We start from the raw sequence: 25,643 nt of genomic DNA, 5'->3' as shown, positions 1-25,643 counted from the left end.
CGCGCCGCGCCGGCTAGAAGCCCAGCTTGCGGAGCTGCTTGGGGTCCCGCTGCCAGTCCTTGGCGACCTTCACGTGGAGGTCGAGGAAGACCGGGGTCCCGAGCAGCGCCTCGATGTGCTTGCGCGACTTCATCCCGACCTCCTTCAGGCGGGAGCCCTTCGGGCCGATGATGATGCCCTTCTGGCTCGGCCGCTCGATGTAGACGTTCGCGTGGATGTCGAGCAGCGGGCGGTCGGCCGGGCGGTTCTCGCGCGGGATCATCTCCTCGACGACCACGGCGATGGAGTGCGGGAGCTCGTCCCGTACGCCTTCCAGCGCGGCCTCGCGGATCAGTTCCGCGACCATCACCATCTCGGGCTCGTCGGTGAGGTCGCCCTCCGGGTACAGCGGCGGGCTCTCCGGCAGCAGCGGCGCGATCAGGTCGGCCAGCAGCTGGACCTGGGTGTCGCCGACCGCCGAGACGGGGACGATCTCGGTCCACTCGAAGCCCAGCTCCTGGGCGAGCTGGTGGACGGCGATGAGCTGCTCGCCCACCTGCTTGGACTCGACCAGGTCGGTCTTGGTGATGATGGCGATCTTGGGGGTCTTCTTGATCCCCGCGAGCTCCTTGGCGATGAACTTGTCGCCGGGGCCGAGCTTCTGGTCGGCCGGCAGGCAGAAGCCGATGACGTCGACCTCGGCCCAGGTGGTCCGTACGACGTCGTTGAGGCGCTCGCCGAGGAGCGTGCGCGGCTTGTGCAGACCGGGCGTGTCGACGAGGACGAGCTGCGCGTCGGGGCGGTGCACGATGCCGCGGACGGTGTGGCGGGTGGTCTGCGGCCGGTTGGAGGTGATCGCGACCTTGGTGCCCACGAGTGCGTTGGTGAGGGTCGACTTCCCCGCGTTGGGGCGGCCGACGAAGCAGGCGAAGCCCGCACGGTGCGGGCTGGTGGACTCGGGGGAACGATCGCTCATACGGGCCATTCTCCCCGATGCCGCTCCCAGCGCCGACCAGATCACCGCAGTGAGGGCAAGCACAGTCGTCAGCCGGGGGTGCTCGGCATGCGCGGCGCGGCCCTGAGCTGTGGTTCCTTCGGCCCGGGCGCGCACCGTCAGCTCGGCCCATTCCGCGACGGGCGGACCCTCCCAGCGGGTGCCGAGGCGCACTTCCTGACCCGGCAGCAGTTCGGCGGGCAGGCCGGTGAGCTCGCGCCGCAGCAGCGTGCGGCCGAGGGCGCCGGAGGCGGTGAGGGTGGCGCGCGGGCGGAGGGTGACGTTGCCGGTGTTGTGGAGCGTGTAAGAGATCTCCGCGCCCGCGCCGCGGCGGTGCACGCAGACCCCCTCGACGGCGAGGGCGGCGAAGGTCGGTCCGGTCACCCGCAGGTACACGCGGGCGGCGACGGCCTGCTGAACGCCGATCCCCCGGTCCGTGGTGGCGGCGGGCCGGTCCTCCAGGGCCACGATGGCACCGGGATGGTCCCCGGGCTCCGCCCGCTCGGGGACGGCGAGGGTGAAGCCGACGCGGACCTCGCCCCGGGCCGGTACGGTCACCCGCTCCTGGTCGAGCCTCGCCCAGGCGGCGGTGGCCCGGCGCGCCTCGTCGGGGCCGCGCAGGGCGAAGCCGCCGTCGCGGGCGGTGTTGTAGGCGTCGGCGGCGTAGAGCCGGAAGGTGCGGGGGCGGTCGGTGCGGTTGGTGACGGTGACGGCGTCGGTGACGGCCTGGCCGGGCGCGGCGGCGAGGTAGAGGTACGGCCGCCGGCCGACGCCCGTCGCGGCGGGCAGCACGGACCACTGCCCGTCGTCCGACGCCTCGGCCGACGCGGCGGGCAGGAGGAGGACCCCGGCTGCGACGAGCAGGGCCCCTGCTGCGCGGAGCCGTCCTGGGGCTCCGCCCCGGACCCCGCGCCTCGAACGCCGGCGGGGCTGAATCGTCAGCCCGTCCGGCGTTTGAGGACCGGGTCCGGGCAGAGCCCGGGTGGGGGGCCCTCCCGGACGGAGTCTGGGGGAGGCGAAAGGGCGGGGTGGGGGAAAGGCCCCGCGCAGCGGCATCCGCAGGCGGGGCGTCACGACAGGGTCAGGGTCAGCACCGCCGTGTACGCCCCCGGCGGGGTGTAAGGCGGGACCCGCAGCGTCACCGTGGCGTCGATGGTGAAGGTCCCGCCGACCAGCGGGGCGTTGGCGGTGGAGGCCAGGAGGGCGCCCTCCGGGCCGACCACGCCCGCACTGCCCGGCGTACACGCGCTCGGGCTGCCGGCGGCCGCCACGCAGGTCGGGGTCCAGGACAGGGACGCGCCCGGGATGCGCACCCCGCCCGGTCCCGTGAAGTCGGTGACCTTGCCCGTCAGGGACCAGCCGGCCGGGCCACCGCGGGCGTCGGTGACGGTGACGGTGCCGATCCGGCCGGGGGCGGCGCCCCCGTCGCCGTACGGGACCGCGCCGAGGGTGATGTCCTCACCGGCCTGGGTCATGCCGAGGGCGCCCGGTTCGACGGTGGCCGTGACCTTGCGGGTGCCCGTCGTCATCGGGGCGACGTCGATGACGGTGTACGCGGCCGGGCCCGAGCCCCTGCTCGCGGACCAGGCCGGGCCCTCGTAGGCGATCACCGCGGTGGTGGCCTTGTCCGTGACGGGCAGCTCTACCGCGGCCGTGCCCAGCTCGTCGGCGGTGGCGCTCACCCGGTCCGCGGTTTCGGCGGCGCCGGCCCGTCCGGCCACGGTCAGGGCCGTGCCCGGGGGGAATCCGGCGGCGGTGACCTTGACCTTGGCGCCCGGTTTTCCGGAGGCCGCGGCGAGGAAGACGCTGCGCAGGTTGGCCGTGGGCAGCGCGGTGGCGGTCAGGCGTGCGGGGACGGGGGTGGCGGACGGTTCTGCGGCGGTGCAGGTGGTGTCGAGGTCCAGCGGGTGGCTGGTGTGCAGGGTGTAGCCGCCCGGGGCGAGGGTGGTCTCGCCGGGCGCGGTGACGGTGAAGGTGCCGGTCATGGTGACGGCGGGGAGGGGTTCGCCGGCCCGGACGGGGTCGTTGCGCTTGGCCCCGACGACGGTGACCTCGCCGCTCTGGGCTCCCGCCAGCAGGATCCGGCCGGTGGGGGTCAGCACGTCGGCGGGGAGTTCGCCGCCGGCCGGGTTGGCGGCGGGGGTCCGGACCACCTGGTAGGTCACGGTGACGGTGTCGCCGACCTGCGGAGCCGGGTTGTCGACGGTGATCCGGGCGGTGGTGGGCCCGTCGGCGGGTGGGAGTCCGGCCTCCTGGGGCGGCAGGCAGTGCGTCGGGAACTCCACCTGGCCGGGGGGTGTCTCCCCCTCGGCCGCGGCCGGTGCGCTCAGGGCGCTCCCGGCCGTGGCGGCGAACACCGCCATGCCGACGGCGGCCGACCATCTCCGCTTCCGCGCCCCTGTTCGCACTGCCCGCCCCCTGGGTTCCCTCGCGCCGAGCCCCTGCGCCGGGGGCCATTCACGAGCGGGCGGCGGAAGAAGTCAATGCACGGATCCGGCGCCAACTGATGACCCATCAGGAGATGGCAGGTTCCCGCCTCCGCGCCCCTCTTCGCCCGCGTCCCCGCCGGACGCGCGGAACGTGCGCCGGTAGGCCGTCGGGCTCACCCCCAGCGCCGCCTGCACGTGCTTGCGCAGCGACTGGGCCGTCCCGAAGCCCGTCTCCCGCGCCACCTGTTCCATCGGCAGATCGGTCCGCTCCAGCAGCCGCCGGGCCCGTTCCACCCGCTGTCCGACGATCCACTCGCCGGGGCTGATCCCGGCCTCCTCCCGGAACCTGCGCGTGAACGTCCGTACCGACATGGCCTCCTGCCGGGCCAGGTCGACCAGCCGCACCGGCTCGTGCAGCCGGTCCAGCACCCACGCGCGGGCCGCCGCGGTGCTGGCCAGCTGCGGCTGCGGCACCGGGCGTTCGATGAACTGGGCCTGCCCGCCGTCCCGGTGCGGCGGTACGACGGTCCGCCGGGCCACGTCGTTGGCGACGGCCGCCCCGTGGTCACGGCGCACGATGTGCAGGCACAGGTCGATACCGGCGGCGACCCCGGCCGAGGTCAGCACGTCCCCGTCGTCGGTGTAGAGCACGCCGGCGTCCACCCGCACGGCCGGGAAGAGCCGCTGGAAGTGCTCGGCGTGGAACCAGTGCGTGGTGGCCGGGCGGCCGTCCAGGAACCCGGCGGCGGCCAGCACGTACCCGCCCGTGCAGATGGAGACGAGCCGGGTGCCGGGCCGGATGTGCGCGAGCGCCGCGGTGAGCTCCGCGCTCAGCCTGCCCTCCTCGTACACCGGCCCCAGCTCGTACGAGGCGGGCACCACCACCGTGTCGGCCGTGGCCAGCAGCTCGGGGCCGTGCTCGACCTGGACCGCGAAGTCGGCGTCCGTGCGCACCGGCCCGGGGGTCAGGGCGCAGGTCAGGATCTCGTACAGCGGCCGGCCGGCGGAATCCTTGGCGCGGCCGAAGATCCGGTGCGGTATGCCGAGCTCGAAGGGCAGCAACCCGGTGAGCGCGAGGACGACGACACGGTGAAGGGCCATGGCCCGATCATATCGAAGGGTGTCGGTCAGGCCACTGTCGTCGGCGACCCTTCCGGCCGGAAGCTGTCCGCGTGACGCAGACAGCCCCCACCCCCGCCCCCACGACCACGCCTGCGGCCGTCCCGGGACGCATCCACCGCGCCTGGTTCGTCGCGGCCGTCGCCTTCGTGACGATCATCGGCGCCGCCGCCTTCGCCTCGCTGCCCGGACTGCTCATCGAGCCGCTGCACGAGGAGTTCGACTGGTCGCGCGGCACGATCGGCATCGCCGTCTCGGTGAACCTCGCGCTGTACGGGCTCACCGCCCCCTTCGCCGCGGCGCTGATGGACCGCTTCGGCATCCGCAAGGTGGTGGCCCTGGCCCTGCTGGTCATATCCGGCGGCACCGCGGCCACCGTGTGGATGACGGCGTCCTGGCAGCTGGTGCTGTTCTGGGGCGTGCTGGTGGGCCTGGGCAGCGGCTCCATGGCACTGGCCTTCGCCGCCACGGTGACCAACCGCTGGTTCACCGCCCGGCGCGGCCTCGTCACCGGCATCCTGACCGCGGCCGGGGCCTCCGGTCAGCTGGTCTTCCTGCCGCTGCTGTCCTGGCTGGTGGAGCACCACGGCTGGCGTCCGGCGGCGGTGACGGTGTCGCTGGCGGCCCTGGTCGTCGCCCCGTTCGTCTGGCTGCTGCTGCGCGACCACCCGGCGGACGTGGGGCTCGCGCCGTACGGGGGCACGTACGCGGAAAAGCCCGCCCCGGTGACGGGCGCGGCGCGGCGGACGGTGACGGTGCTGTTCAAGGCGGCCCGGACCGGCCCCTTCTGGCTGCTCGCGGGCACCTTCGCGATCTGCGGGGCCTCGACCAACGGGCTGGTCAAGACCCACTTCGTACCGGCGGCCCACGACCACGGGATGCCGGTGACGGCGGCCGCGGGGCTGCTCGCGGTGATCGGGGTGTTCGACGTCGTCGGCACCATCGCCTCCGGCTGGTTCACGGACCGCTTCGAGGCGCGCCGCCTGCTGGCGGTGTACTACGCGCTGCGCGGGATCTCGCTGCTCTTCCTGCCGATGCTGCTGGCGCCGTCCGTGCACCCGCCGATGGTCTTCTTCATCGTCTTCTACGGGCTGGACTGGGTCGCGACCGTCCCGCCGACCATCGCGCTCTGCCGTGAGCACTACGGGGAGGACAGCGCGATCGTCTTCGGCTGGGTGCTGGCCTCGCACCAGGTCGGCGCGGCGGTGGTGGCGTTCCTGGGCGGCCTGGCCCGGGACCTGACCGGCTCGTACGACGTCGTCTGGTACGCCTCGGGCGCGCTGTGCGCGATGGCCGCGCTGATGGCGATGGTCATCCGCCGCCGCCCCTAGCCTCCGGCGGACCCGCGCCACATCCAGCTCTGCCGACGGCGCGATCCGGCTCCGCCCGGGCCAAATCCGGCCCCGCCGCCACCTTCTCGCCCGCCCGGGCAACATCCAGCCCCGCCGCCACCCTCTCGCCCGCCCGGGCAACATCCAGCCTCGCCGGCGTTTGAGTGGGGGTCCCCCCGGACGAAGTCTGGGGAGGGTCCGGGCAGAGCCCGGTGCCCGGCGGAGCCGGGTTCTCTAGGGCTCCGCCCCAGACCCCGCGCCTCAAACGCCGGCGAGGCTGAAACCGGCCCGGCGGGGCTGGATGTGCGCGGGCGCGCAGAGAGGCGCGGCCACCCCGCCGGGAGGCTAGCGGCGGCCTGCCGGGGTGGTGGACTTCAGGGTGCCGTCCGGGGCGGCCAGCAGCACCGGCGTGTCCGGGCCGCCCAGGTCGCGGACGGCCGCGCGGTCGGCCTCGGCGGGGGCGTCGGCCGCGCTGACGACGGCCGCGGCCTCCAGGGACCGCGCCCCGCTCGCCACGGCCATCGCGACCGCGGTCTGCAGCGCGCTCAGCTTCAGGGAGTCGAGCTCCACCGTCCCGGCGACGTACGTGCGGCCCGTCTCGTCGCGCACCGCCGCCCCCTCGGGCACCCCGTTGCGGGCCCGGGCGCTGCGCGCCAGCGTGATGATCTTGCTGTCCTCGGGGTCGATCCCGGTGCTCTCGGTCATGGTCGAAAGCATAGGGAGCGCCCCGGCCGGGCCGCGCAACGACCCCGCCGCGGCGCCCCGGCCACGGCCCGGCTCACGGCCGGTCGAGCCTCAGCCGCTCCGCCCGCGGCAACCCGGCGACGACCAGGTCGTACGAGTCCTCGACGAGCTCGCGCAGCATCGCGTCGGGGATCCCGCCGACGGTCACCGTGTTCCAGTGCCGCTTGTTCATGTGATAGCCCGGCACGATCGCCTCGTGCTCCTCCCGCAGCCGCACCGCCAGCTCCGGCTCGCACTTGAGGTTGACCTTCAGCGGCTCCGCGTCCAGCGCGGAGAGCGCGAACACCTTGCCCAGCACCTTGAACACCGAGGTCTCCGGCGTGAAGGGGAACTCCTCCACCGACGCGTTGAAGCCCAGACAGAATTCCCGCAGCTCCGCCGGGGTCATTCCCCCTCCTCCCCCGCGGTCTCCGCCGCGGCCACCGGTTCCACCAGCACCGTAACGATCTTGTTCCGCCGCCCCGCCGTGGACTCGGCCGTCATCCGCAACGGACGCCCGTCGGGCAGTTCCACCAGCGCCGAGGCGCCCGCGATCGGCACCCGGCCCAGCGCCTTCGCCAGCAGGCCGCCGACCGTCTCCACGTCCTCGTCGTCGAAGGCCTCGACTTTGAACAGCTCGCCGAGGTCGGTGATGTCGAGGCGCGCCGTGACCCGGTAGCGGTCCTCGCCCAGGTCCTCGACCGGCGGGAGCTCACGGTCGTACTCGTCCGTGATCTCGCCGACGATCTCCTCGAGGATGTCCTCGATGGTGACGATGCCGGCCGTGCCGCCGTACTCGTCGATGACGACGGCGACGTGGTTGCGCACCTGCTGCATCTCGCGCAGCAGGTCGCCCGCGTTCTTGGTGTCGGGCACGAAGACGGCCGCCCGCATCGCCGTGGAGACCAGGTCGGACTCCGCCTCACGGCTGATGTGGGTCTTGCGGACCAGGTCCTTCAGGTAGACGATCCCGACGATGTCGTCCTCGTTCTCCCCGGTCACGGGGATGCGCGAGAAGCCGGACCGCAGCGCCAGCGTGGTCGCCTGACGGACCGTCTTGTACCGCTCGATGCAGACCAGGTCGGTGCGGGGCACCATCACCTCGCGCACCAGGGTGTCGCCGAGCTCGAAGACCTGGTGCACCATCCGGCGCTCGTCGTCCTCGATCAGCGATTCCCGCTCCGCGAGGTCCACCATCGCGCGCAGCTCCGCCTCGGAGGCGAACGGCCCCTTGCGGAAGCCCTTTCCGGGCGTGAGGGCGTTGCCGATGAGGATCAGCAGCTGCGGGATCGGCCCCATCACCCGGGCGAGGGGGACGAGGACGTACGCGGCCGCCGTCGAGGTGTTCAGCGGGTGCTGGCGGCCGATCGTGCGCGGGGAGACCCCGACGGCGACGAAGGAGACGAGCACCATCACGGCGATGGCCACGAGCAGCGCGGTCCAGTTGTCGCCGAACTCGTCGAGGCAGACGTAGGTGACGAGCACCCCGGCCGCCATCTCGCAGGTGACGCGGACCAGCAGCGCCACGTTGAGGTAGCGGGTGGGGTCGCCGGCGACCTGGGCGAGCTTCTCGCTGCCGCGCCGGCCCTCCCGTACGGCCTGCTCGGCGCGGAAGATCGAAGTGCGGGCGATCCCGGACTCGGCGCACGCCGCGAACCAGGCCACCACCACCAGCAGTACCGCGCCGGTGATCAGCTGCGCGGCGTTCACGAGACGGTGGGCGCCGGGGACGGACCGGTCATGCCGCGCTCACCGCGCCAGCCGTCGACGATGGCCGCCTGGAGGCCGAACATCTCGGCCTTCTCGTCCGGTTCCTCGTGGTCGTAGCCGAGCAGGTGCAGCACTCCGTGGACGGTCAGGAGCTGGAGCTCCTCGTCCATGGAGTGCTGCGTGGGCGCGTCCTCACCCTGCTTCTTCGCGACCTCGGGGCAGAGCACGATGTCGCCGAGGAGCCCCTGCGGGGGCTCCTCGTCGTCCTTCGCCGGCGGACGGAGCTCGTCCATCGGGAAGGACATGACGTCGGTCGGGCCGGGCAGGTCCATCCACTGGATGTGGAGCTGCTCCATCGCGTCCTCGTCGATGACGATGACGGAGAGCTCGGAGAGCGGGTGGATCCTCATCCGGGTGAGCGCGTAGCGGGCGATGTCGAGGATCGCCTGCTCGTCGACCTCGGTTCCGGACTCGTTGTTGACGTCGATCGACATGGTGCGCTGGGGTCTACTTCCGCTGGTGGCCGTTCGCGGCCTGCTGGCCGTCGTCGTACTTCTCGTACGCGTCGACGATACGGCCGACCAGCTTGTGGCGGACGACATCCTCGGACGTGAGCCGCGCGAAGTGGATGTCCGGCACCCCGTCCAGGATCTGCTGGACCTCGCGCAGACCGCTCTTGGCGCCACCCGGCAGGTCGATCTGCGTGATGTCACCGGTGACGACGATCTTCGAGTCGAACCCGAGCCGGGTCAGAAACATCTTCATCTGCTCGGCGGTGGTGTTCTGCGCCTCGTCGAGGACGACGAAGGCGTCGTTGAGCGTGCGTCCGCGCATGTACGCCAGGGGCGCGACCTCGATGGTCCCGGCGGCCATGAGCCGCGGGATCGAGTCGGGGTCGAGCATGTCGTGCAGCGCGTCGTAGAGCGGGCGCAGGTACGGGTCGATCTTGTCGAAGAGGGTGCCCGGCAGGAAGCCGAGCCGCTCCCCCGCCTCGACGGCGGGCCGGGTCAGGATGATCCGGCTGACCTGCTTGGACTGCAGGGCCTGGACCGCCTTGGCCATGGCCAGGTAGGTCTTGCCGGTACCGGCGGGGCCGATGCCGAAGACGATCGTGTTCTTGTCGATCGCGTCGACGTACCGCTTCTGGTTGAGGGTCTTGGGTCTGATGGTGCGGCCGCGGCTGGAGAGGATGTTCTGGGTGAGCACCTCGGCGGGCGTTTCCTCGGGCCCGTTCCCGTTGCCGTTGCCGCTCGCCTTGAGCATGGCGATCGAGCGTTCCACTGCGTCCTCCGTCATCGGCTGCCCGGTGCGGAGCACCAGCATCATCTCGTCGAACAGGCGCTGGATCAGCGCGACTTCCGCCGCGTCGCCGATCGCGCTGACCTGATTGCCCCGAACATGGATGTCGGCCTTCGGGAAGGCCTTCTCGATCACGCGCAAGAGGGCGTCACCGGATCCGAGCACCGTGACCATCGGGTGCCTGGCCGGGACGGTGAAGTGGGCTCGCGCCTGCCCCGGCACTGGAATGTGGGCTGTGGGTGTCTGAGTCATGGGCCGGCACTGTGGCCTGCACATACCTCCCGCTGAGGGGCCGCGCCGATCGACGACCTCCGGAATACCAAGCGTACGTCGCCGCCGCTGCTTCCCCGAGAGGTTTTACGCCCTCGCCGCGCGGCCCCCGTGGCGCCACGGCCCTGTGGCCGTGCGGTCACGCGGAGTGCCGGAAGCCGATCGTGGGCACGGCTCTGCGCCGGGCCGCCGGGCCGGAGCCGGGCGGGATCAGGTCGTCCAGGAAGCCGTAGCGGCCGCGCAACGCGTGCGGGGCGGTCCGCCACCAGTGGGCCACCTCCGGCCAGCCGGGGGCCGACAGGGAGCCGCCGAACTCCTGGACGGACAGGGCGGCCGTCAGCCCGGCGAAGGCGAGGCGGTCCGCGAGGGGCCAGCCCGCCAGGGTGCCGGTGACGAAGCCCGCCACGTACACGTCCCCCGCCCCCGTCGGGTCCAGCTCGTCCACCGTGATCCCGGGGACCTGGGCCGTCTCCCCGGTGCGCCCGTCCACCGCGTACGAACCCTCCGCACCCATCGTGACCACGGCGATCGGCACCTTCTCCGCGAGCGCCCGGGCGGCGGCGCGCGGGCAGTCGGTGCGGGTGTACCGCATGGCCTCGCCCGCGTTCGGCAGGAAGGCCTCGCAGTGCTCCAGGTCGGCCAGGGCCCCCAGGTCCCACCGCCCGCTGTCGTCCCATCCCACGTCCGCGAAGATCCGCGAGCCGTGCCGGGCGGCCTCGCCGATCCACTCCTCGCCCCGGCCGGCACCGAGCGCGGCCACGGCCGCGCGGGCCCGCGGCGGGCAGTGCGGGAAGGGGCCGGCGTCGGCGGGCGGCGGTGCCTCGTGGCCGTGCGAGACCATCGTGCGCTCGCCCTCGTAGGCCATCGAGACGGTGACGGGGCTGTGCCAGCCGGGGATCGTGCGCGACATGGACAGGTCGATGCCCTCGCCCTGCTCCAGGGCGTCCCAGCAGTACTCGCCGTAGTGGTCGTCCCCGAAGGCCGCGGCCAGCGAGGTGCGCAGGCCCAGCCGGGCCAGGGCGGTGGCCATGTTGGCGACGCCGCCGGGGCTGGAGCCCATGCCGCGCGCCCAGGACTCCGTACCGCGGACGGGTGCCGAGTCGAGGCCCGTGAAGATGATGTCGAGGAAGACCGTCCCGGTCAGGAAGACGTCACAGCCCGGTTCCTGCGGATCGCGCACCGGACCGAGCGGGTCCACTGCGGCTGCGCGGCTGTCGAGGTCCCTACTGGTCACGGTGTACTCCCCGATGAGTTTCCGGCGGAAAGCTGCCAGCCCTGCCCGCCCGGGGCAGGGCCGAACCCCAGTGTGGCGCAGATCACCCGCCCGTTCAGCCGCGCTTGGGGAGCGGCACGCGCACCAGGTCCTCCGCCACCGTCAGCTCGCCCTCGAAGCCCGCGGCCCGCGCCTGCCGTTCGAACGCGGAGGGGTCCGTGTACCGCTGCGAGAAGTGCGTCAGCACGAGGTGCCGTACCCCCGCGGCCCGCGCCACCCGCCCCGCCTGGCCCGCCGTGAGGTGCCCGTGGTCGGTGGCCAGCCGCTCGTCCTCGTCGAGGAAGGTCGACTCGATCACCAGCATGTCGCAGCCCTCGGCGAGCGCGTCCACGCCGGGGCACAGCCGGGTGTCCATGACGAAGGCGAACCGCTGTCCGGGCCGGTGCTCGCTGACCTCGTCGAGGGTGACCTCGCCGAGCCGCCCGTCGCGCTGGATCCGGCCCACGTCGGGCCCCTTGATGCCGTGCCGCGCGAGCAGCTCCGGCACCATGCGGCGCCCGTCGGGCTCGGTGATCCGGTAGCCGAAGGACTCCACCGGGTGCGAGAGCCGCCGGGCCTCCAGGACGTACGGCGGCCCCTGCGCCAGCGTCCCGTCGGCGGCCACCGGTTCCTCGCGCAGCGGCACGGTCTCGCGGTAGGCCGTGGCGTACCGCAGCCGGTCGAAGAACTTCTGTCCGGAGGCCGGGTAGTGGGCGGTGACGGGGTGCGGGACCTGGTCGAGGTTGATCCGCTGGATCACCCCGGCCAGTCCGAGGCTGTGGTCACCGTGGAAGTGGGTGACACAGATCCGGTTGATGTCGTGCGCGGCGACCCCGGCCCGCAGCATCTGCCGCTGCGTGCCCTCGCCCGGGTCGAAGAGGATGCCCTCGCCGTCCCAGCGCAGCAGGTATCCGTTGTGGTTTCGATGCCGGGTGGGCACCTGGCTGGCGGTGCCCAGCACGACGAACTCTCTTACGGACACGTGCTATCCGGGGGGCCACTGGAGGCCACGGCCTCCGATGACGTGCGCGTGCGCGTGGAAGACGGTCTGCCCGGCGCCGGGGCCGGTGTTGAAGACCACGCGGTAGCCGTGGTCGACGATCTTCTCGTCGAGGGCGATCTGACCGGCCTCGCGCAGTATGTCGGCGGCGACGGCCGGCTCGGCGGCGGCGAGGGAGGCCGCGTCGGGGTAGTGCACCTTGGGGATGACGAGCACGTGCGTGGGCGCCTGCGGGTTGATGTCCCGGAAGGCGACCGTGGTCTCGGTCTCGCGGACCACGGTCGCGGGGATGTGCCCCTCGACGATCTTGCAGAACAGGCAGTCCGCCTGCGGTTCCCCGGCCATTGCTGAGCCTCCCGTGATGTTGATCGGTCCGGGCATCGTATCCAGCCTGGGGCCCGCCGCGGGCGGCCGTTTCGGCCCGTCGGCCCGGGACCGGGAGGCGGAGCGGCCCCTCGGGACCGGCCGGCGCCCTCAGGCCCAGCGGCCGGTGCGGGCCAGCAGGACCGCCGTGGCCGCGGTGCCGGCCGTGGAGGTCCGCAGGACGGAGCGGCCCAGGCGGTAGGGGCGGGCCCCCGCCGCGGCGAAGGCCGCCAGCTCCTCCGGGGAGACGCCGCCCTCCGGGCCGACGACCAGGACGACGGAACCCGAGGACGGCAGTGCGGCCGTGGCCAGGGCGTCGGAGGGGGTGTCGCGGTCCTCGTGCAGGACCATCCCCAGGTCGGCTTCGGCGAGCAGCGCCGCCACCTGCTTGGTGGACATGGCCTCGGCCACCTCCGGGAAGCGGACCCGGCGGGACTGCTTGCCCGCCTCGCGCGCGGTGGCCCGCCACTTGGCCAGGGACTTGGCCCCCCGGTCCCCGCGCCACTGCGTGATGCAGCGGGAGGCCTGCCAGGGCACGATCGCGTCCACGCCGGTCTCGGTCATGGTCTCGACGGCCAGCTCGCCGCGGTCGCCCTTGGGCAGGGCCTGGACCACGGTGATGCGGACGGCCGGTTCCGGTTCCAGTCCGGCCGAGGACACGGCCACGACGAGCCGGTCCTTGCCCTCCGCCGCCTTGACCACCGCCTCCGCCCAGCCGCCCCGGCCGTCAGTCAGGACCAGCGCCTCGCCCGGGTTCAGCCGTTTCACGGACACCGCGTGCCGGCCCTCCGGGCCGTCCAGGACGAACTCCGCTCCCGCGGGGACCTCTTCGACCACGAACACCGGGGCGGTCATGACGCACTCCTCATCTGCATTGCCTTCAACGTGCTCTGTGCCTCGGCCAGTTCGGCCGCCAGTACCTCCACCAGCTCCGCCGCCGGCAGCGCCCGCGCCAGCCGGTGCCCCTGGCCCGCCCACAGGGCCATGCCCTGCGGGTCCCCGGCCGCGGCGGCCGCCTTGCGCAGCCCCGAGGTCAGGTGGTGGACCTGGGGGTAGGCGGCCGGGGCGTACGGGCCGTGCTCGCGCATGAAGCGGTTCACCAGCCCCCGCGCCGGCCGCCCGGAGAACGCCCGGGTCAGCTCGGTCCGGACGAACAGCGGGTCGGTCAGTGCCTTCTTGTGCGCAGGGTCCGCCCCCGACTCCGGGCAGGCCAGGAAGGCCGTCCCGAACTGCGCCGCCTCGGCGCCCGCCGCCAGCAGCGCCGCGATCTGCGAGCCCCGCATCAGGCCGCCCGCCGCGATGATCGGCAGGGCCACGGCCTCCCGCACCTGGGCCACCAGCGCGAGCAGCCCGACGGCCGCCGTGCCGTCGGCCTGCGGGTCGTCGCGGTGGGTGCCCTGGTGGCCGCCCGCCTCGACGCCCTGGACGCACACGGCGTCGGCGCCCGCCTGCTGGGCCGCACGGGCCTCCTCGACGGAGGTCACCGTGACGACCGTGTACGTACCGGCCTTGCGCAGGGCGGCGAGGGCGGAGGAGGAGGGGCAGCCGAAGGTGAAGGAGACGACCGGGACCGGGTCTTCGAGGAGGATGGCGAGCTTGGCGTCGTAGCCGTCGTCGCTGGTGCCGATGATGTCCTCGTCGGCGAGCGAGACCGCGTACCAGCTCGCCTCACCGGCCAGCTGCCCGCGGTACGCCTCCACCGCGGCCGGGTCCACGTAGCCGGTCTGCGGCATGTAGAGGTTGACGCCGAACCGGCGCCGGGTCAGGGCGCGCACCTGCTTGATCTCCTGGTACATCCCGTCGGCGGTCTTGTAGCCGCCGGCCAGGAAGCCCAGCCCGCCCGCCTCGCACACGGCGGCCGCGAGCGGCGGGCAGGAGACGCCGCCCGCCATGGGAGCCTGCACGATCGGGTAAGGGGAGAGACCGTTCGGCACGGAGGACATGGACTGCATCGTGCCATGTCCCGCTCATGGGGCCGAATCATGGCATTCGCCTGGCATAGTCCGCTTGCGGCCCCGCTCCCGGGCCGCCGCCGGGCCCATGCGAAGAGCCCGGCAGGGAATCCCCTGGCCGGGCTCTCGGCGGTGTCCGCCGGCCGCTCAGCGACCGTTGAACGCGTCCTTCAGGCGGCTGAACAGCCCCTGCTGACCTGGCGCGAACTGGCCCATCGGCCGCTCCTCGCCGCGCAGCTTCGCCAGCTGGCGCAGCAGCTCCTCCTGCTGGGCGTCCAGCTTGCCCGGGGTGGTGACCTCGACGTGGACGATCAGGTCGCCGCGTCCGCCGCCGCGCAGGTGGGTGACGCCCCGCCCGTGCAGCGGGATGGCCTGCCCGGAGCCGGTGCCGGGCCGGATGTCGATCTCCTCCAGGCCGTCCAGCGTCTCCAGCGGGCATTTGGTGCCCAGTGCGGCCGCCGTCATCGGGATCGTCACCGTGCAGTGCAGGTCGTCCCCGCGCCGCTGGAAGGTCGGGTGCGCCAGCTCGTGGATCTCCACGTACAGGTCGCCGGCGGGGCCGCCGCCGGGGCCGACCTCACCCTCGCCCGCGAGCTGGATCCGGGTGCCGTTCTCGACGCCGGCCGGGATCTTGACCGTGAGGCTGCGACGGGAGCGGACCCGGCCGTCGCCCGCGCACTCGGGGCACGGGGTCGGGACCACGGTGCCGAAGCCCTGGCACTGCGGGCAGGGGCGCGAGGTCATGACCTGGCCCAGGAAGGACCGGGTGACCTGCGAGACCTCTCCGCGGCCGCGGCACATGTCACACGTCTGCGCGGAGGTGCCGGGAGCGGCCCCCTCACCGGAGCAGGTGGTGCAGACGACGGCCGTGTCGACCTGGATGTCCTTGGTCGTCCCGAAGGCCGCCTCGTCCAGCTCCAGGTCCAGGCGGATCATGGCGTCCTGGCCGCGCCGGGTCCGCGAGCGCGGTCCGCGCTGCTGACTCTGCCCGAAGAAGGCGTCCATGATGTCGGAGAAGTTGCCGAAGCCACCGGCTCCGAAGCCGCCCGCGCCGCCGCCGCCCGAGGAGGACAGCGGGTCGCCGCCGAGGTCGTAGACCTGCTTCTTCTGCGGGTCCGAGAGGACCTCGTAGGCGGCGTTGATCTCCTTGAAACGCTCTTGCGTCTTGGGATCGGGGTTCACGTCCGGGTGCAGCTCGCGCGCGAGCCGCCGGAAGGCCTTCTTGATCTCGTCCTGCGATGCGTCGCGGCGCACGCCGAGAACGGCGTAGTAGTCCGTGGCCACTTACGACTCCGCCAGGATCTGTCCGACGTAACGTGCCACTGCGCGTACCGCTCCCATCGTTCCGGGGTAGTCCATGCGGGTCGGTCCGACCACGCCGAGTTTGGCGACTGTTTCGCCGCCCGAACCGTAACCGACGGAGACGACGGACGTGGAGTTCAGTCCCTCGTAGGCATTCTCATGCCCGATCCGTACGGCCATTCCCGACTCGTTGGCCTCGCCGAGCAGCTTGAGGAGCACGACCTGCTCCTCCAGCGCCTCGAGCACCGGCCTGATCGTCAGGGGAAAATCGTGTCCGAAGCGCGTGAGATTGGCGGTGCCGCCGATCATCAACCGTTCCTCGGCTTCCTCGACCAGGGTTTCGAGGAGCGTCGACAGCACGGTGGAGACCGTGCCGCGGTCCTCGGCCTCGAAGGATTCGGGGAGGTCCTGGACGAGCGGGGGCACATCGGTGAAGCGCCGCCCGACGACCCGGCTGTTGAGCCGGGCCCGCAGGTCGGCGAGCGAGGCCTCGCTGAAGGGGCTCGGGCAGTCGACGAGCCGCTGCTCGACCCGTCCGGTGTCCGTGATCAGTACGAGCATCAGGCGCGCGGGAGCGAGCGAGAGCAGCTCCACGTGCCGGACGGTCGACCGGGTCAGGCTCGGGTACTGCACGACCGCTACCTGCCGGGTGAGCTGCGCGAGCAGCCGCACCGTGCGGCCGACGACGTCGTCGAGGTCGACGGCGCCGTCGAGGAAGTTCTGGATGGCCCGGCGCTCGGGCGTCGACAGCGGTTTGACCCCCGCCAGCTTGTCGACGAAGAGCCGGTAGCCCTTGTCGGTGGGGATCCGGCCGGCGCTGGTGTGGGGCTGGGCGATGTAGCCCTCGTCCTCCAGCACGGCCATGTCGTTGCGCACGGTCGCGGGCGAGACGCCGAGCCGGTGCCGCTCGGTGAGCGCCTTGGAGCCGACCGGCTCCTCCGTCCCGACGTAGTCCTGGACGATGGCGCGCAGCACTTCGAGTCTGCGTTCGCTGAGCATCGCGGGCACACCTCCAGCTCTGGTCCGTTGCCGTGTTCTGCCGTGTTCGTTGGCACTCTGTCCGTTCGAGTGCCAGAGATCCCCCGCTCAGTGTACGGCCGGGTAGTCAGACCCTGGCAAGGGAGGCCCGCCAGGGTAGCGTCGCGGCATGGACGTGCGTTGGGAAGAGGAAGGCTGGGAACGGCTGACCGGACGGGCCGGCCGGCGGCGGCTGCCGGTGTGGGACTGCACCGTGGGGCTGGTGGTGGGCGACGAGTCGGTCCTCCTGATCGACCCCGGTTCCTGTCTCCGGGAGGGCGCGCAGGTGCGGGCCGAGGCGGAGCGGCTGGCGGGTCGGCGCGTGACCCATATCGCATTCACGCACGGCCATTTCGATCACGTGCTGGGCGGTGCCGCCTTCTCCGGGGCGGAGGTCTTCGGTGCGGTCGGGCTGGACGCGCTGCTCTCGACGGGCCGTGAGGACCTGCGCGGGGACGCGGTGCGCCACGGCCTGGCGGAGGCGGAGGCGGCCGAGGCGGTGGACCTACTGGTGGTGCCGAAGCACCTGGTGTCCGGGGAGTGGACGCTGGAACTGGGCGGGCTGCAGGTGCTGCTGGCCAATGTGGGGCCCGGGCACACCCGGCACGACCTGGCCGTCTTCGTGCCGGGCGAGCGCGAGACGGCGTTCTGCGGGGACCTGGTCGAGGAGTCGGGCGAGCCCTTGGCGGGTCCGGACGCGACGCCCCGGCAGTGGCCGGCCGCCCTGGACCGGCTGCTCGCGCTCGGCGGGGACGACGCACTGTACGTGCCGGGTCACGGAGCGGTGGTCACGGCCGACTTCGTCCGTGCGCAACGCGCCACACTGGCAGCCCGTTTCGGCGTGTCGGAGACATGACGCGGGCCGCTCTCCTACTGTCGGCCGGATGCGCGAGTACTCCCCCGACCTGACCCCGCAGTGGAAGCGCCCCCGGGCGGTGCCCGAGGTGGCGGCCGAGCCCGATCTGGTGGTCGAGGTGGCGGGTACGGACTTCTGCGGCGCGGTGGTGGCCTGCGAGGCGGGCACGGTCACCCTGGAGGACCGCTTCGGCAAGCGGCGGGTGTTCCCCATGGAGCCGCGGGGCTTCCTGCTGGAGGGCGCGGTCGTCACGCTGGTCCGCCCGCCCCGGGGCCGGTCGGCGCCCTCCCGTACGGCCTCGGGCTCGATCGCCGTCCCGGGAGCCCGGGCACGGGTGGCGCGGGCCGGGCGCATCTACGTGGAGGGCCGCCACGACGCGGAACTGGTCGAGAAGGTCTGGGGCGACGACCTGCGCATCGAGGGCGTGGTGGTGGAGTACCTGGAGGGCATCGACGACCTGCGGGCCGTCGTCGCCGACTTCGCCCCGGGCCCGGACGCCCGCCTGGGCGTCCTGGTGGACCACCTGGTGCCCGGCTCGAAGGAGTCCCGCATCGCGGCCTCGGTGACCTCGCCGGACGTCCTGATCGTGGGCCACCCGTACGTGGACGTCTGGCAGGCGGTGAAGCCGTCCGCGCTGGGCATCGCAGCGTGGCCGGTGGTCCCGCGCGGCCAGGACTGGAAGACGGGCATCTGCCGGGCGCTCGGCTGGCCGGAGAACACGGGCGCAGCGTGGCAGCACATCCTGTCCCGCGTGACGTCCTACAAGGACCTGGAGCCGACGCTCCTGGGCCGCGTCGAGGAACTGATCGACTTCGTCACGGCACCGGTCTGAGCTACGGCAGGGTGTCGAACTCCGCGGTGTCGAGCGTGACACCGAGGACGTCGAGCGGGACCGGTTCACCGAACGTGCCGGTCCGCTCGGTCCGGTAGTCGGCTTCCTCTCCGGCGCCGAAGGGTTCGGTGAGCACCACGCACTTGGCTTGGCAGGGGCCGATGATCAAATAGTGGGGATGCCGCCCGCCGCGTAGACGGAGCGCTTCGTCACGTAGTCGCGGAGCTTGCTGGTCTTGGAGACGACCTCGACCACCATCGCCAGAGCGGGGCCGCGCCTGGCCCCTCATTCGCAGCGATTCACTCCGCGGGTGATCAGTCCACCAGGTCGCGGACCACCGCGTCGGCGAGGAGCCGGCCGCGCAGGGTCAGGACGGCCCGCCCGGCCTCGTACGGCGCGGCCTCCAGCAGCCCGTCCGCGAGGGCCCTGCGGGAGGCGGCGAGCCCGGCCGGGGCCAGCAGGGACAGCGGGACGCCGTCCACGAGGCGCAGCTCCAGCAGGATCCGCTCGACCCGCCGGTCCTCCTCGGAGAGGAGCTCGCGCCCCGCGCCCGGGGAGCGGCCCTCCGCCAGCGCGGCGGCGTACGCTCCCGGGTGCTTGACGTTCCACCACCGGACGCCGCCCACGTGCGAGTGCGCGCCCGGCCCGGCGCCCCACCAGTCGGCGCCGCGCCAGTACAGCTCGTTGTGCAGGCAGCGCCCGGCCTCCGAGGTGGCCCAGTTCGAGACCTCGTACCAGGAGTACCCGGCCCCGGCCATGACCTCGTCCGCGATCAGGTAGCGGTCGGCGTGCACGTCGTCGTCCGTCATCGGGACCTCGCCCCGGCGGATCCGGCGCGCCAGCTGCGTGCCCTCCTCCACGATCAGCGCGTAGGCGCTGACGTGGTCCGGGCCGGCCCCGAGGGCCGCGTCCAGCGACGCCCGCCAGTCCTCGTCCGACTCCCCGGGCGTGCCGTAGATCAGGTCGAGGTTGACGTGCTCGAAGCCCGCGGCCCGCGCCTCGGCGACGCAGGCCTCCGGGCGGCCCGGGGTGTGGGTGCGGTCCAGCACCTTCAGGACGTGCTGCTTCGCGCTCTGCATGCCGAAGGAGATCCGGTTGAAGCCACCGGCGCGCAGCTCGGCCAGGTACTCCGGGTTCACGGACTCAGGGTTGGCCTCGGTGGTGATCTCCGCGTCCTCGGCGAGGCCGAATTCGTCGCGGATCGCCGCGAGCATCCGTACGAGGTCCCCGGCCGGCAGCAGCGTGGGCGTACCGCCGCCCACGAACACGGTCCGTACGGCCCGCGGGTCGTCCCCGAGCACCTTCCGTGCGAGGCGGACCTCGTCGATCAGGGTGTCGGCGTAGTTCTCCCGGGAGGCGAGCACGCCTCCGGTGCCCCGCAGCTCGGTGGCCGTGTAGGTGTTGAAGTCGCAGTACCCGCAGCGCGTGGCGCAGTAGGGGACGTGCAGGTAGAAACCGAGCGGCCGCTCCCCCGCGCCCACCAGGGCATGCGACGGCAGCGAGCCGTCTTCGGGCATGGGTTCACCGTCGGGCAGTGCGGAAGGCATACCCCCATCATCCCGCACGAAAAAAGCCCTGCGGGCGTTTGCGGCGCGGGCCTGCCCGGGAAGCGACCCGCACCACTCCAGCCCCGCCGGCGTTTGAGGCGCGGGGCCTGCCCGGGAAGCGGACCCGCACCATTCCAGCCCCGCCGGCGTTTGAGGCGCGGGGCCTGGCCGGGGGGGGCGGACCCGCACCATTCCAGCCCCACCGGCGTTTGAGGCGCGGGGCCTGGCCGGGGGGGGCGGACCCGCACCATTCCAGCCCCGCCGGCGTTTGAGGCGCGGGGTCCGGGGCGGAGCCCCGGGAAGCGGACCCGCAGGGCAGCACGGACCGGCAGCCCCCTCCCAGGCCCGCCAGGGAGCGGCGGGGGCCGGCGGGGTCCGCGGGGCGGCCCAGCCGCCCCGCCCTGCCAAGCCCGCGGCAGGCGCTACGCCTCGCGCGACCCCTCGTACATCTCCTCGATCAGGTGCTTGAACTCACGCTCGACCACCGGCCGCTTCAGTTTCAGGCTGGGCGTCAGGTCCCCGTGCTCGACGTCGAGGTCCCGCGGCAGCAGCCGGAACTTCTTGATCGTCTGCCAGCGCTGGAGGCCCTCGTTCAGGGTCTGTACGTACGTCTCGATCAGGCGCTCGGTCTCCGGCGCGGCCAGGACCTGTCCGTACGTCTTGCCCTCCAGCCCGTTGTCCGCCGCCCAGGTGAGGACCGACGGCTCGTCGAGGGCGATCAGGGCCGAGCAGAAGTTCCGGTCGGCGCCGTGCACGACGATGGTCGACACGTACGGGCAGATCGCCTTGAACTGGCCCTCGATCTCCGCCGGGGCGACGTACTTGCCGCCCGAGGTCTTGATCAGGTCCTTCTTGCGGTCGGTGATGCGCAGGTAGCCGTCGGCCGACAGCTCGCCGATGTCGCCCGTGTGCAGCCAGCCGTCGGACTCCAGGACCTCGGCGGTCTTGTCCGGCTGCCGGTGGTAGCCCTGCATGATGCCGGGGCCGCGCAGCAGGACCTCGCCGTCGTCGGCGATGCGGACCTCGGTGCCGGGGAGCGGCTTGCCGACCGTGCCGGTGCGGTAGGCCTCGCCCGGGTTGACGAAGGAGGCCGCGCTGGACTCCGTCAGGCCGTAGCCCTCCAGGATGTGGATGCCCGCGCCTGAGAAGAAGTAGCCGATCTCGGGCGCCAGCGCGGAGGCGCCGGAGACGGCGGCGCGCAGGTTGCCGCCGAAGGCCTCGCGGAGCTTGGAGTAGACGAGCGCGTCGGCGATCTTGTGCTTGGTGGCGAGGCCGAAGGGGGCGCTCGCCTGCCCGGTGCGGCGGAAGTTGTCCTGGGTGACCTTGGCGTACTCGCGGGCGACGCCGACCGACCACTGGAAGATCTTGTACTTGGCGCCGCCGGCGGCGCGGGCCTTGGCGGCCACGCCGTTGTAGACCTTCTCGAAGATGCGCGGGACGGCGGCCATGTAGGTGGGCTGCACGATCGGCAGGTTCTCGATGATCTTGTCGATCCGGCCGTCGACGGCGGTCACGTGCCCGGCCTCGATCTGTCCCGAGGTCAGCACCTTGCCGAAGACGTGCGCCAGCGGCAGCCAGAGGTACTGGACGTCCTCCCGGCCGATCAGGCCGGTGGCGACCATGGCCTTGGCCATGTACGACCAGTTGTCGTGCGGCAGCCGCACGCCCTTGGGGCGGCCGGTGGTGCCGGAGGTGTAGATGAGGGTGGCGAGCTGGTCGGAGGTGATGGCCGAGACCCGCTCCTTGACCGCCGCGGGGTGCTTGGCGAGGTACTCCTTGCCGCGCGCCTCCAGTTCGGCGAGCGAGAGCACCCAGCCCTCGGGGTCGCCGTCGGCGGCGACCGCGTCCGCGGCGTCGAGGACCACGACGTGCTCCAGCTTCGGCAGGTCGGCGCGCCGCTCGCGCGCCTTCGCCAGCTGCTTGGCGTCCTCGGCGATGAGCACCCGGCTCTCGGAGTCCGCCAGGATGAAGGCCGACTCGTCCGCGTTGGTGCTGGGATAGACGGTGGTGACCGCGCCGCCCGCGCACATCACGCCGAGGTCGGAGAGGATCCACTCGACCCGGGTGTTGGAGGCGAGCGCGACGCGCTCCTCGGTCTGCAGGCCGAGGGCGATCAGCCCGGCGGCGATGGCGAAGACCCGCTCGGCCGCCTGGCCCCAGCTGAGCGACTTCCAGTCGTCGGCGCCCTGGCCGTCGGCCGCGGGCACCGGGAACCGGTAGGCCTCCGCGTTCGGCGTCGCTGCGACGCGCTCAAGGAAGAGCACCGCCACGGTGGGCGGGCGGTTCTCGAGATAGGCCTGTGTGTCGCTCACGACATCCTCCGGACCGATCCACGCGGTAGTGCGTGGGCGTGGGGCGCTTGGGGGCGCTGGGGACTGGCGGGTTTGAGACGTGCCAGCTAGTGACTGGCGAGTAACCATCGAGCAGTGATCAGACTAAAGCCCGTCCGGCGCCTGCGTAAGAGCCCGCGAGCGGCCGGTTCATAACGAAACAGGCCCCCGCGCCGGAGCGTGGGGGCCTGGTTCCGTCGGGTGGCGGCGGCGACGGCTACTTCTTCTTGCCGCCGGACTCGTCGCTGGACAGGACGGCGATGAAGGCCTCCTGCGGGACCTCCACGGAGCCGACCATCTTCATCCGCTTCTTGCCTTCCTTCTGCTTCTCCAGCAGCTTCCGCTTACGGGAGATGTCACCGCCGTAGCACTTGGCGAGGACGTCCTTGCGGATGGCGCGGATGGTCTCGCGCGCGATGACGCGGGAGCCGATCGCGGCCTGGATCGGCACCTCGAAGGCCTGCCGCGGGATGAGCTCGCGCAGCTTGGCGACCAGGCGCACGCCGTAGGCGTAGGCGGCGTCCTTGTGCGTGACGGCGGAGAAGGCGTCGACCTTGTCGCCGTGCAGCAGGATGTCGACCTTGACCAGGCTGCCGGACTGCTCGCCGGTGGGCTCGTAGTCGAGGGAGGCGTAGCCGCGCGTCTTGGACTTCAGCTGGTCGAAGAAGTCGAAGACGATCTCCGCGAGCGGGAGCGTGTAGCGGATCTCGACGCGGTCCTCGGAGAGGTAGTCCATGCCGAGGAGGGTGCCGCGGCGCTGCTGGCAGAGCTCCATGATCGCGCCGATGAACTCGGTGGGCGCGAGCACGGTGGCCCGGACGACCGGCTCGAAGACGTCCGAGATCTTGCCCTCGGGGAACTCGCTCGGGTTGGTGACGGTGACTTCCTTGCCGTCCTCCATGACCACCCGGTAGACCACGTTGGGCGCGGTGGCGATCAGGTCGAGGCCGAACTCGCGCTCCAGGCGCTCGCGGACCACGTCCAGGTGGAGCAGGCCGAGGAAGCCGACGCGGAAGCCGAAGCCGAGCGCCGCCGAGGTCTCCGGCTCGTAGACGAGCGCGGCGTCGTTCAGCTGGAGCTTGTCGAGGGCCTCGCGCAGGTCCGGGTAGTCGGAGCCGTCGAGCGGGTACAGGCCCGAGAAGACCATCGGCCGCGGGTCCTTGTAGCCGCCGAGCGCCTCGGTGGCGCCGTTGTGCAGGCTGGTGATGGTGTCACCGACCTTGGACTGACGGACGTCCTTCACGCCGGTGATGATGTAGCCCACCTCGCCGACGCCGATGCCGTCGGAGGGGGTCATCTCCGGCGAGGAGACGCCGATCTCCAGCAGCTCGTGGGTGGCGCCGGTGGACATCATCCGGATGCGCTCGCGCTTGTTGAGCTGGCCGTCGACCACACGGACGTAGGTCACGACGCCGCGGTACGAGTCGTAGACCGAGTCGAAGATCATCGCGCGGGCCGGGGCGTCCTTGACGCCGACCGGGGCCGGGACGGTGGCGACGACCTTGTCGAGCAGCGCCTCGACACCGAGACCGGTCTTCGCCGAGACGCGCAGCACGTCCTCCGGCTGGCAGCCGATCAGGTTCGCGAGCTCCTCGGCGAACTTCTCCGGCTGGGCCGCCGGCAGGTCGATCTTGTTCAGGACGGGAACGATCGCGAGGTCGTTCTCCATCGCCAGGTACAGGTTGGCGAGGGTCTGTGCCTCGATGCCCTGGGCGGCGTCCACGAGGAGGACCGTGCCCTCGCACGCGGCGAGCGAGCGCGAGACCTCGTAGGTGAAGTCGACGTGCCCGGGGGTGTCGATCATGTTGAGGATGTGGGTGTTGCCCTGACCCTCGCCCGTGGTGGGCGCCCAGGGCAGCCGGACCGCCTGGGACTTGATCGTGATGCCGCGCTCACGCTCGATGTCCATGCGGTCGAGGTACTGGGCGCGCATCTGCCGCTGGTCGACCACACCGGTGATCTGGAGCATCCGGTCGGCAAGCGTCGACTTGCCGTGGTCGATGTGCGCGATGATGCAGAAATTGCGGATCAGCGCCGAGTCGGTACGGCTCGGCTCGGGCACGTGGCTGGGGATCGCGGGCACGCAGTGTCCTGATTCTCGGTCGCAGTCGGATCTCGGAACGAAGTCTGAGTCCTCCCATGGTCCCATGGATGGGGCAGTGCGCTCGGTTTGGGCCGCCCGGAGCGTGCCTGGTAGCCTGGGCAGCTGTGTCTCGTATGCCCTCTCAGCTGTCGAGGCACAATCCGAAGAACAAAACTCTGAACCTGAAAAGGCTCTTTCGTGGCGAACATCAAGTCCCAGATCAAGCGGAACAAGACCAACGAGAAGGCGCGCCTGCGCAACAAGGCCGTCAAGTCGTCGCTCAAGACCGCGATCCGCAAGGCCCGCGAGGCCGTCGTCGCCGGTGACGTCGAGAAGGCCACCGTGGCTTCTCGCGCCGCCGCGCGTGCGCTCGACAAGGCTGTCTCGAAGGGTGTCATCCACAAGAACGCCGCCGCCAACAAGAAGTCGGCGCTGGCCACCAAGGTTGCCTCCCTCCAGGGCTGAGCTCTCGATGTGAATCGCCGGTAAGGACCCAGCGGGCCCTCTCTTCCGCTCCTTCACCGGCACACCGCGCCGCACGCGGCCTGCGTTCGCCACGCGGGTGCGGCGCACCAACGCAGTGACCGAAGGCCCCGGCCTCCACCCTTCCCCAGGGTGGCGGCCGGGGCCTTCGTGTTACCCGCGGAGGGCGGCGAGGACGGTCGAGGTCAGGACCTCGGGGGCGTCGGCCGCGTCCATCCGGCCGGCCTGCACCTCGGCGGCGGCCGCGTGAACCAGGCTGTAGACGACGGTGACCAGCCAGTCGGCGGACAGGTCGGTGCGCACGTCACCGGCCTCCTGACCGGCCACGACCAGGCGGCGGACGGGGGCCAGGATCCGGTCGTGGCGCTCGCGGAGCTGTTCGGGCGGGAACGCGGCGGAGGCGGCGGCGAAGACGGCGGAGTGCCGGTCGAGCAGCCGCCAGGAGGTGCGGACGAGCGAGGCGAGGTCGGCCCCGTCCGCGAGGGCGGCGGCGGCTTCGTCGGAGGCCCGGGCGAAGGCCGCGTCGAGGAGCGCCTCGCGGGTGGGGAAGTGGGAGTAGAGGGTGACCCGGCTGACCCCGGCGGCGCGGGCGATGGCGGCCATGCTCGCCTGGGGGTCGGCGAGGAAGCAGTCCAGGCCGGCGTCGACGATCGCGGTGGTGTTGCGCTCCGCGTCGGCGCGACGGGGCCGGGGGGTGGGGGCGTCGGTTGCTGCCATGCAGCCAAACTTAACATCGCTGTTCACATTCCAGAGGCGGGCCCGCATACTCAAT

The 25,643-nt window shown here is 72.4% G+C and carries 25 protein-coding genes; 4 read left to right on the top strand and 21 right to left on the bottom strand.

Features of this window, described 5'->3' with window-relative positions; genetic code table 11:
• Window positions 1–13: 13 nt before the first annotated feature.
• The 3 genes from era to IF88_RS0114305 form a co-directional block, all read right to left on the bottom strand.
• Complete coding sequence (gene era, locus IF88_RS0114315; protein ID WP_030710962.1) at window positions 14–964, bottom strand: GTPase Era; 951 nt, start codon at window positions 962–964, stop codon at window positions 14–16.
• A 1,079-nt stretch (window positions 965–2,043) separates the two neighbouring features.
• Complete coding sequence (locus IF88_RS0114310) at window positions 2,044–3,336, bottom strand: beta-xylosidase (RefSeq protein WP_037805914.1); 1,293 nt, start codon at window positions 3,334–3,336, stop codon at window positions 2,044–2,046.
• Between the two features lie 117 nt (window positions 3,337–3,453).
• A complete protein-coding gene (locus IF88_RS0114305) occupies window positions 3,454–4,503 on the bottom strand; it encodes a GlxA family transcriptional regulator (RefSeq protein WP_037805912.1) in 1,050 nt (349 codons plus the stop codon).
• A 71-nt stretch (window positions 4,504–4,574) separates the two neighbouring features.
• Here IF88_RS0114305 and IF88_RS0114300 point away from each other — a divergent pair, with 71 nt between their 5' ends.
• A complete protein-coding gene (locus tag IF88_RS0114300; protein ID WP_030710959.1) occupies window positions 4,575–5,852 on the top strand; it encodes an MFS transporter in 1,278 nt (425 codons plus the stop codon).
• Between the two features lie 345 nt (window positions 5,853–6,197).
• On the opposite strand, the gene IF88_RS0114295 is transcribed toward IF88_RS0114300, so the two are convergent.
• The 12 genes from IF88_RS0114295 to hrcA all read right to left on the bottom strand — a co-directional run bounded on the left by IF88_RS0114295 (window position 6,198) and on the right by hrcA (window position 16,722).
• Complete coding sequence (locus tag IF88_RS0114295; RefSeq protein ID WP_030710958.1) at window positions 6,198–6,557, bottom strand: cytidine deaminase; 360 nt, start codon at window positions 6,555–6,557, stop codon at window positions 6,198–6,200.
• Between the two features lie 73 nt (window positions 6,558–6,630).
• Window positions 6,631–6,984, bottom strand: coding sequence for an MmcQ/YjbR family DNA-binding protein (locus tag IF88_RS0114290; protein ID WP_030710957.1), 354 nt, complete (start codon window positions 6,982–6,984; stop codon window positions 6,631–6,633).
• A complete protein-coding gene (locus tag IF88_RS0114285) occupies window positions 6,981–8,285 on the bottom strand; it encodes a hemolysin family protein (RefSeq protein ID WP_030710956.1) in 1,305 nt (434 codons plus the stop codon). The genes IF88_RS0114290 and IF88_RS0114285 overlap by 4 nt, the downstream gene beginning before the upstream one ends.
• Window positions 8,282–8,779, bottom strand: a complete 498-nt coding sequence (ybeY, locus tag IF88_RS0114280) for an rRNA maturation RNase YbeY (RefSeq protein WP_030710955.1) — start codon at window positions 8,777–8,779, stop codon at window positions 8,282–8,284. Before ybeY ends, IF88_RS0114285 begins: the two co-directional genes overlap by 4 nt.
• A 13-nt stretch (window positions 8,780–8,792) precedes the next feature.
• Window positions 8,793–9,836, bottom strand: a complete 1,044-nt coding sequence (locus tag IF88_RS0114275) for a PhoH family protein (RefSeq protein WP_037805910.1) — start codon at window positions 9,834–9,836, stop codon at window positions 8,793–8,795.
• Window positions 9,837–9,993: 157 nt separating this feature from the next.
• A complete protein-coding gene (locus IF88_RS0114270; RefSeq protein ID WP_051836850.1) occupies window positions 9,994–11,088 on the bottom strand; it encodes a carbohydrate kinase family protein in 1,095 nt (364 codons plus the stop codon).
• A 94-nt stretch (window positions 11,089–11,182) separates the two neighbouring features.
• On the bottom strand, window positions 11,183–12,088 hold the full coding sequence (locus IF88_RS0114265; protein WP_030710952.1) for a ribonuclease Z: 906 nt from the start codon (window positions 12,086–12,088) through the stop codon (window positions 11,183–11,185).
• 3 nt (window positions 12,089–12,091) lie between these two features.
• Window positions 12,092–12,451, bottom strand: coding sequence for a histidine triad nucleotide-binding protein (locus IF88_RS0114260; RefSeq protein ID WP_030710951.1), 360 nt, complete (start codon window positions 12,449–12,451; stop codon window positions 12,092–12,094).
• Window positions 12,452–12,580: 129 nt separating this feature from the next.
• Window positions 12,581–13,324, bottom strand: coding sequence for a 16S rRNA (uracil(1498)-N(3))-methyltransferase (locus IF88_RS0114255; protein ID WP_030710950.1), 744 nt, complete (start codon window positions 13,322–13,324; stop codon window positions 12,581–12,583).
• Window positions 13,321–14,412 (bottom strand): nitronate monooxygenase, encoded by a 1,092-nt coding sequence (locus IF88_RS0114250; RefSeq protein ID WP_030710949.1) that lies wholly within the window; start codon window positions 14,410–14,412, stop codon window positions 13,321–13,323. The genes IF88_RS0114255 and IF88_RS0114250 overlap by 4 nt, the downstream gene beginning before the upstream one ends.
• A gap of 156 nt (window positions 14,413–14,568) precedes the next feature.
• Entirely contained in the window at window positions 14,569–15,705 is a 1,137-nt protein-coding gene (dnaJ, locus tag IF88_RS0114245; protein WP_030710948.1) for a molecular chaperone DnaJ, read from the bottom strand.
• Window positions 15,706–16,722: a heat-inducible transcriptional repressor HrcA gene (gene hrcA, locus IF88_RS0114240; RefSeq protein WP_030710947.1), complete on the bottom strand. Its 1,017-nt coding sequence runs from the start codon at window positions 16,720–16,722 to the stop codon at window positions 15,706–15,708. It abuts the gene before it with no gap.
• A 148-nt stretch (window positions 16,723–16,870) separates the two neighbouring features.
• On the opposite strand from hrcA, the gene IF88_RS0114235 reads away from it, so the two are divergent.
• Together IF88_RS0114235 and IF88_RS0114230 are read left to right on the top strand one after the other, a co-directional pair.
• Window positions 16,871–17,596 (top strand): MBL fold metallo-hydrolase, encoded by a 726-nt coding sequence (locus tag IF88_RS0114235; RefSeq protein ID WP_030710945.1) that lies wholly within the window; start codon window positions 16,871–16,873, stop codon window positions 17,594–17,596.
• 28 nt (window positions 17,597–17,624) lie between these two features.
• Window positions 17,625–18,428 (top strand): DUF3097 domain-containing protein, encoded by an 804-nt coding sequence (locus IF88_RS0114230; protein WP_030710943.1) that lies wholly within the window; start codon window positions 17,625–17,627, stop codon window positions 18,426–18,428.
• A 1-nt stretch (window position 18,429) separates the two neighbouring features.
• On the opposite strand, the gene IF88_RS47785 is transcribed toward IF88_RS0114230, so the two are convergent.
• The 5 genes from IF88_RS47785 to lepA form a co-directional block, all read right to left on the bottom strand.
• Complete coding sequence (locus IF88_RS47785; protein WP_234323521.1) at window positions 18,430–18,567, bottom strand: hypothetical protein; 138 nt, start codon at window positions 18,565–18,567, stop codon at window positions 18,430–18,432.
• Between the two features lie 26 nt (window positions 18,568–18,593).
• Window positions 18,594–18,686, bottom strand: coding sequence for a Uma2 family endonuclease (locus tag IF88_RS47780; protein ID WP_234323520.1), 93 nt, complete (start codon window positions 18,684–18,686; stop codon window positions 18,594–18,596).
• Window positions 18,687–18,742: 56 nt separating this feature from the next.
• A complete protein-coding gene (gene hemW, locus IF88_RS0114220) occupies window positions 18,743–19,975 on the bottom strand; it encodes a radical SAM family heme chaperone HemW (RefSeq protein ID WP_030710941.1) in 1,233 nt (410 codons plus the stop codon).
• A gap of 422 nt (window positions 19,976–20,397) precedes the next feature.
• Window positions 20,398–22,287, bottom strand: coding sequence for an AMP-dependent synthetase/ligase (locus IF88_RS0114215; RefSeq protein ID WP_030710939.1), 1,890 nt, complete (start codon window positions 22,285–22,287; stop codon window positions 20,398–20,400).
• Window positions 22,288–22,522: 235 nt separating this feature from the next.
• The gene (gene lepA / locus IF88_RS0114210; protein WP_030384650.1) at window positions 22,523–24,388 is read right to left on the bottom strand and encodes a translation elongation factor 4; all 1,866 of its coding nucleotides are present in this window, start codon (window positions 24,386–24,388) and stop codon (window positions 22,523–22,525) included.
• A 198-nt stretch (window positions 24,389–24,586) separates the two neighbouring features.
• Between lepA and rpsT the strand changes: the two genes are divergently transcribed.
• A complete protein-coding gene (gene rpsT / locus IF88_RS0114205; protein WP_030384651.1) occupies window positions 24,587–24,853 on the top strand; it encodes a 30S ribosomal protein S20 in 267 nt (88 codons plus the stop codon).
• A gap of 171 nt (window positions 24,854–25,024) precedes the next feature.
• Here the strand turns inward: rpsT and IF88_RS0114200 are convergent, their stop codons facing one another.
• Window positions 25,025–25,588, bottom strand: coding sequence for a TetR/AcrR family transcriptional regulator (locus IF88_RS0114200; protein ID WP_030710936.1), 564 nt, complete (start codon window positions 25,586–25,588; stop codon window positions 25,025–25,027).
• Window positions 25,589–25,643 lie beyond the last annotated feature (55 nt).

Origin of the sequence: Streptomyces sp. NRRL F-2580, from assembly GCF_000720115.1 — a bacterium.
Taxonomy (GTDB): domain Bacteria; phylum Actinomycetota; class Actinomycetes; order Streptomycetales; family Streptomycetaceae; genus Streptomyces.
Note: the sequence above shows the minus strand (reverse complement) of the source record. Positions and strands in the feature narration are given on the sequence as shown.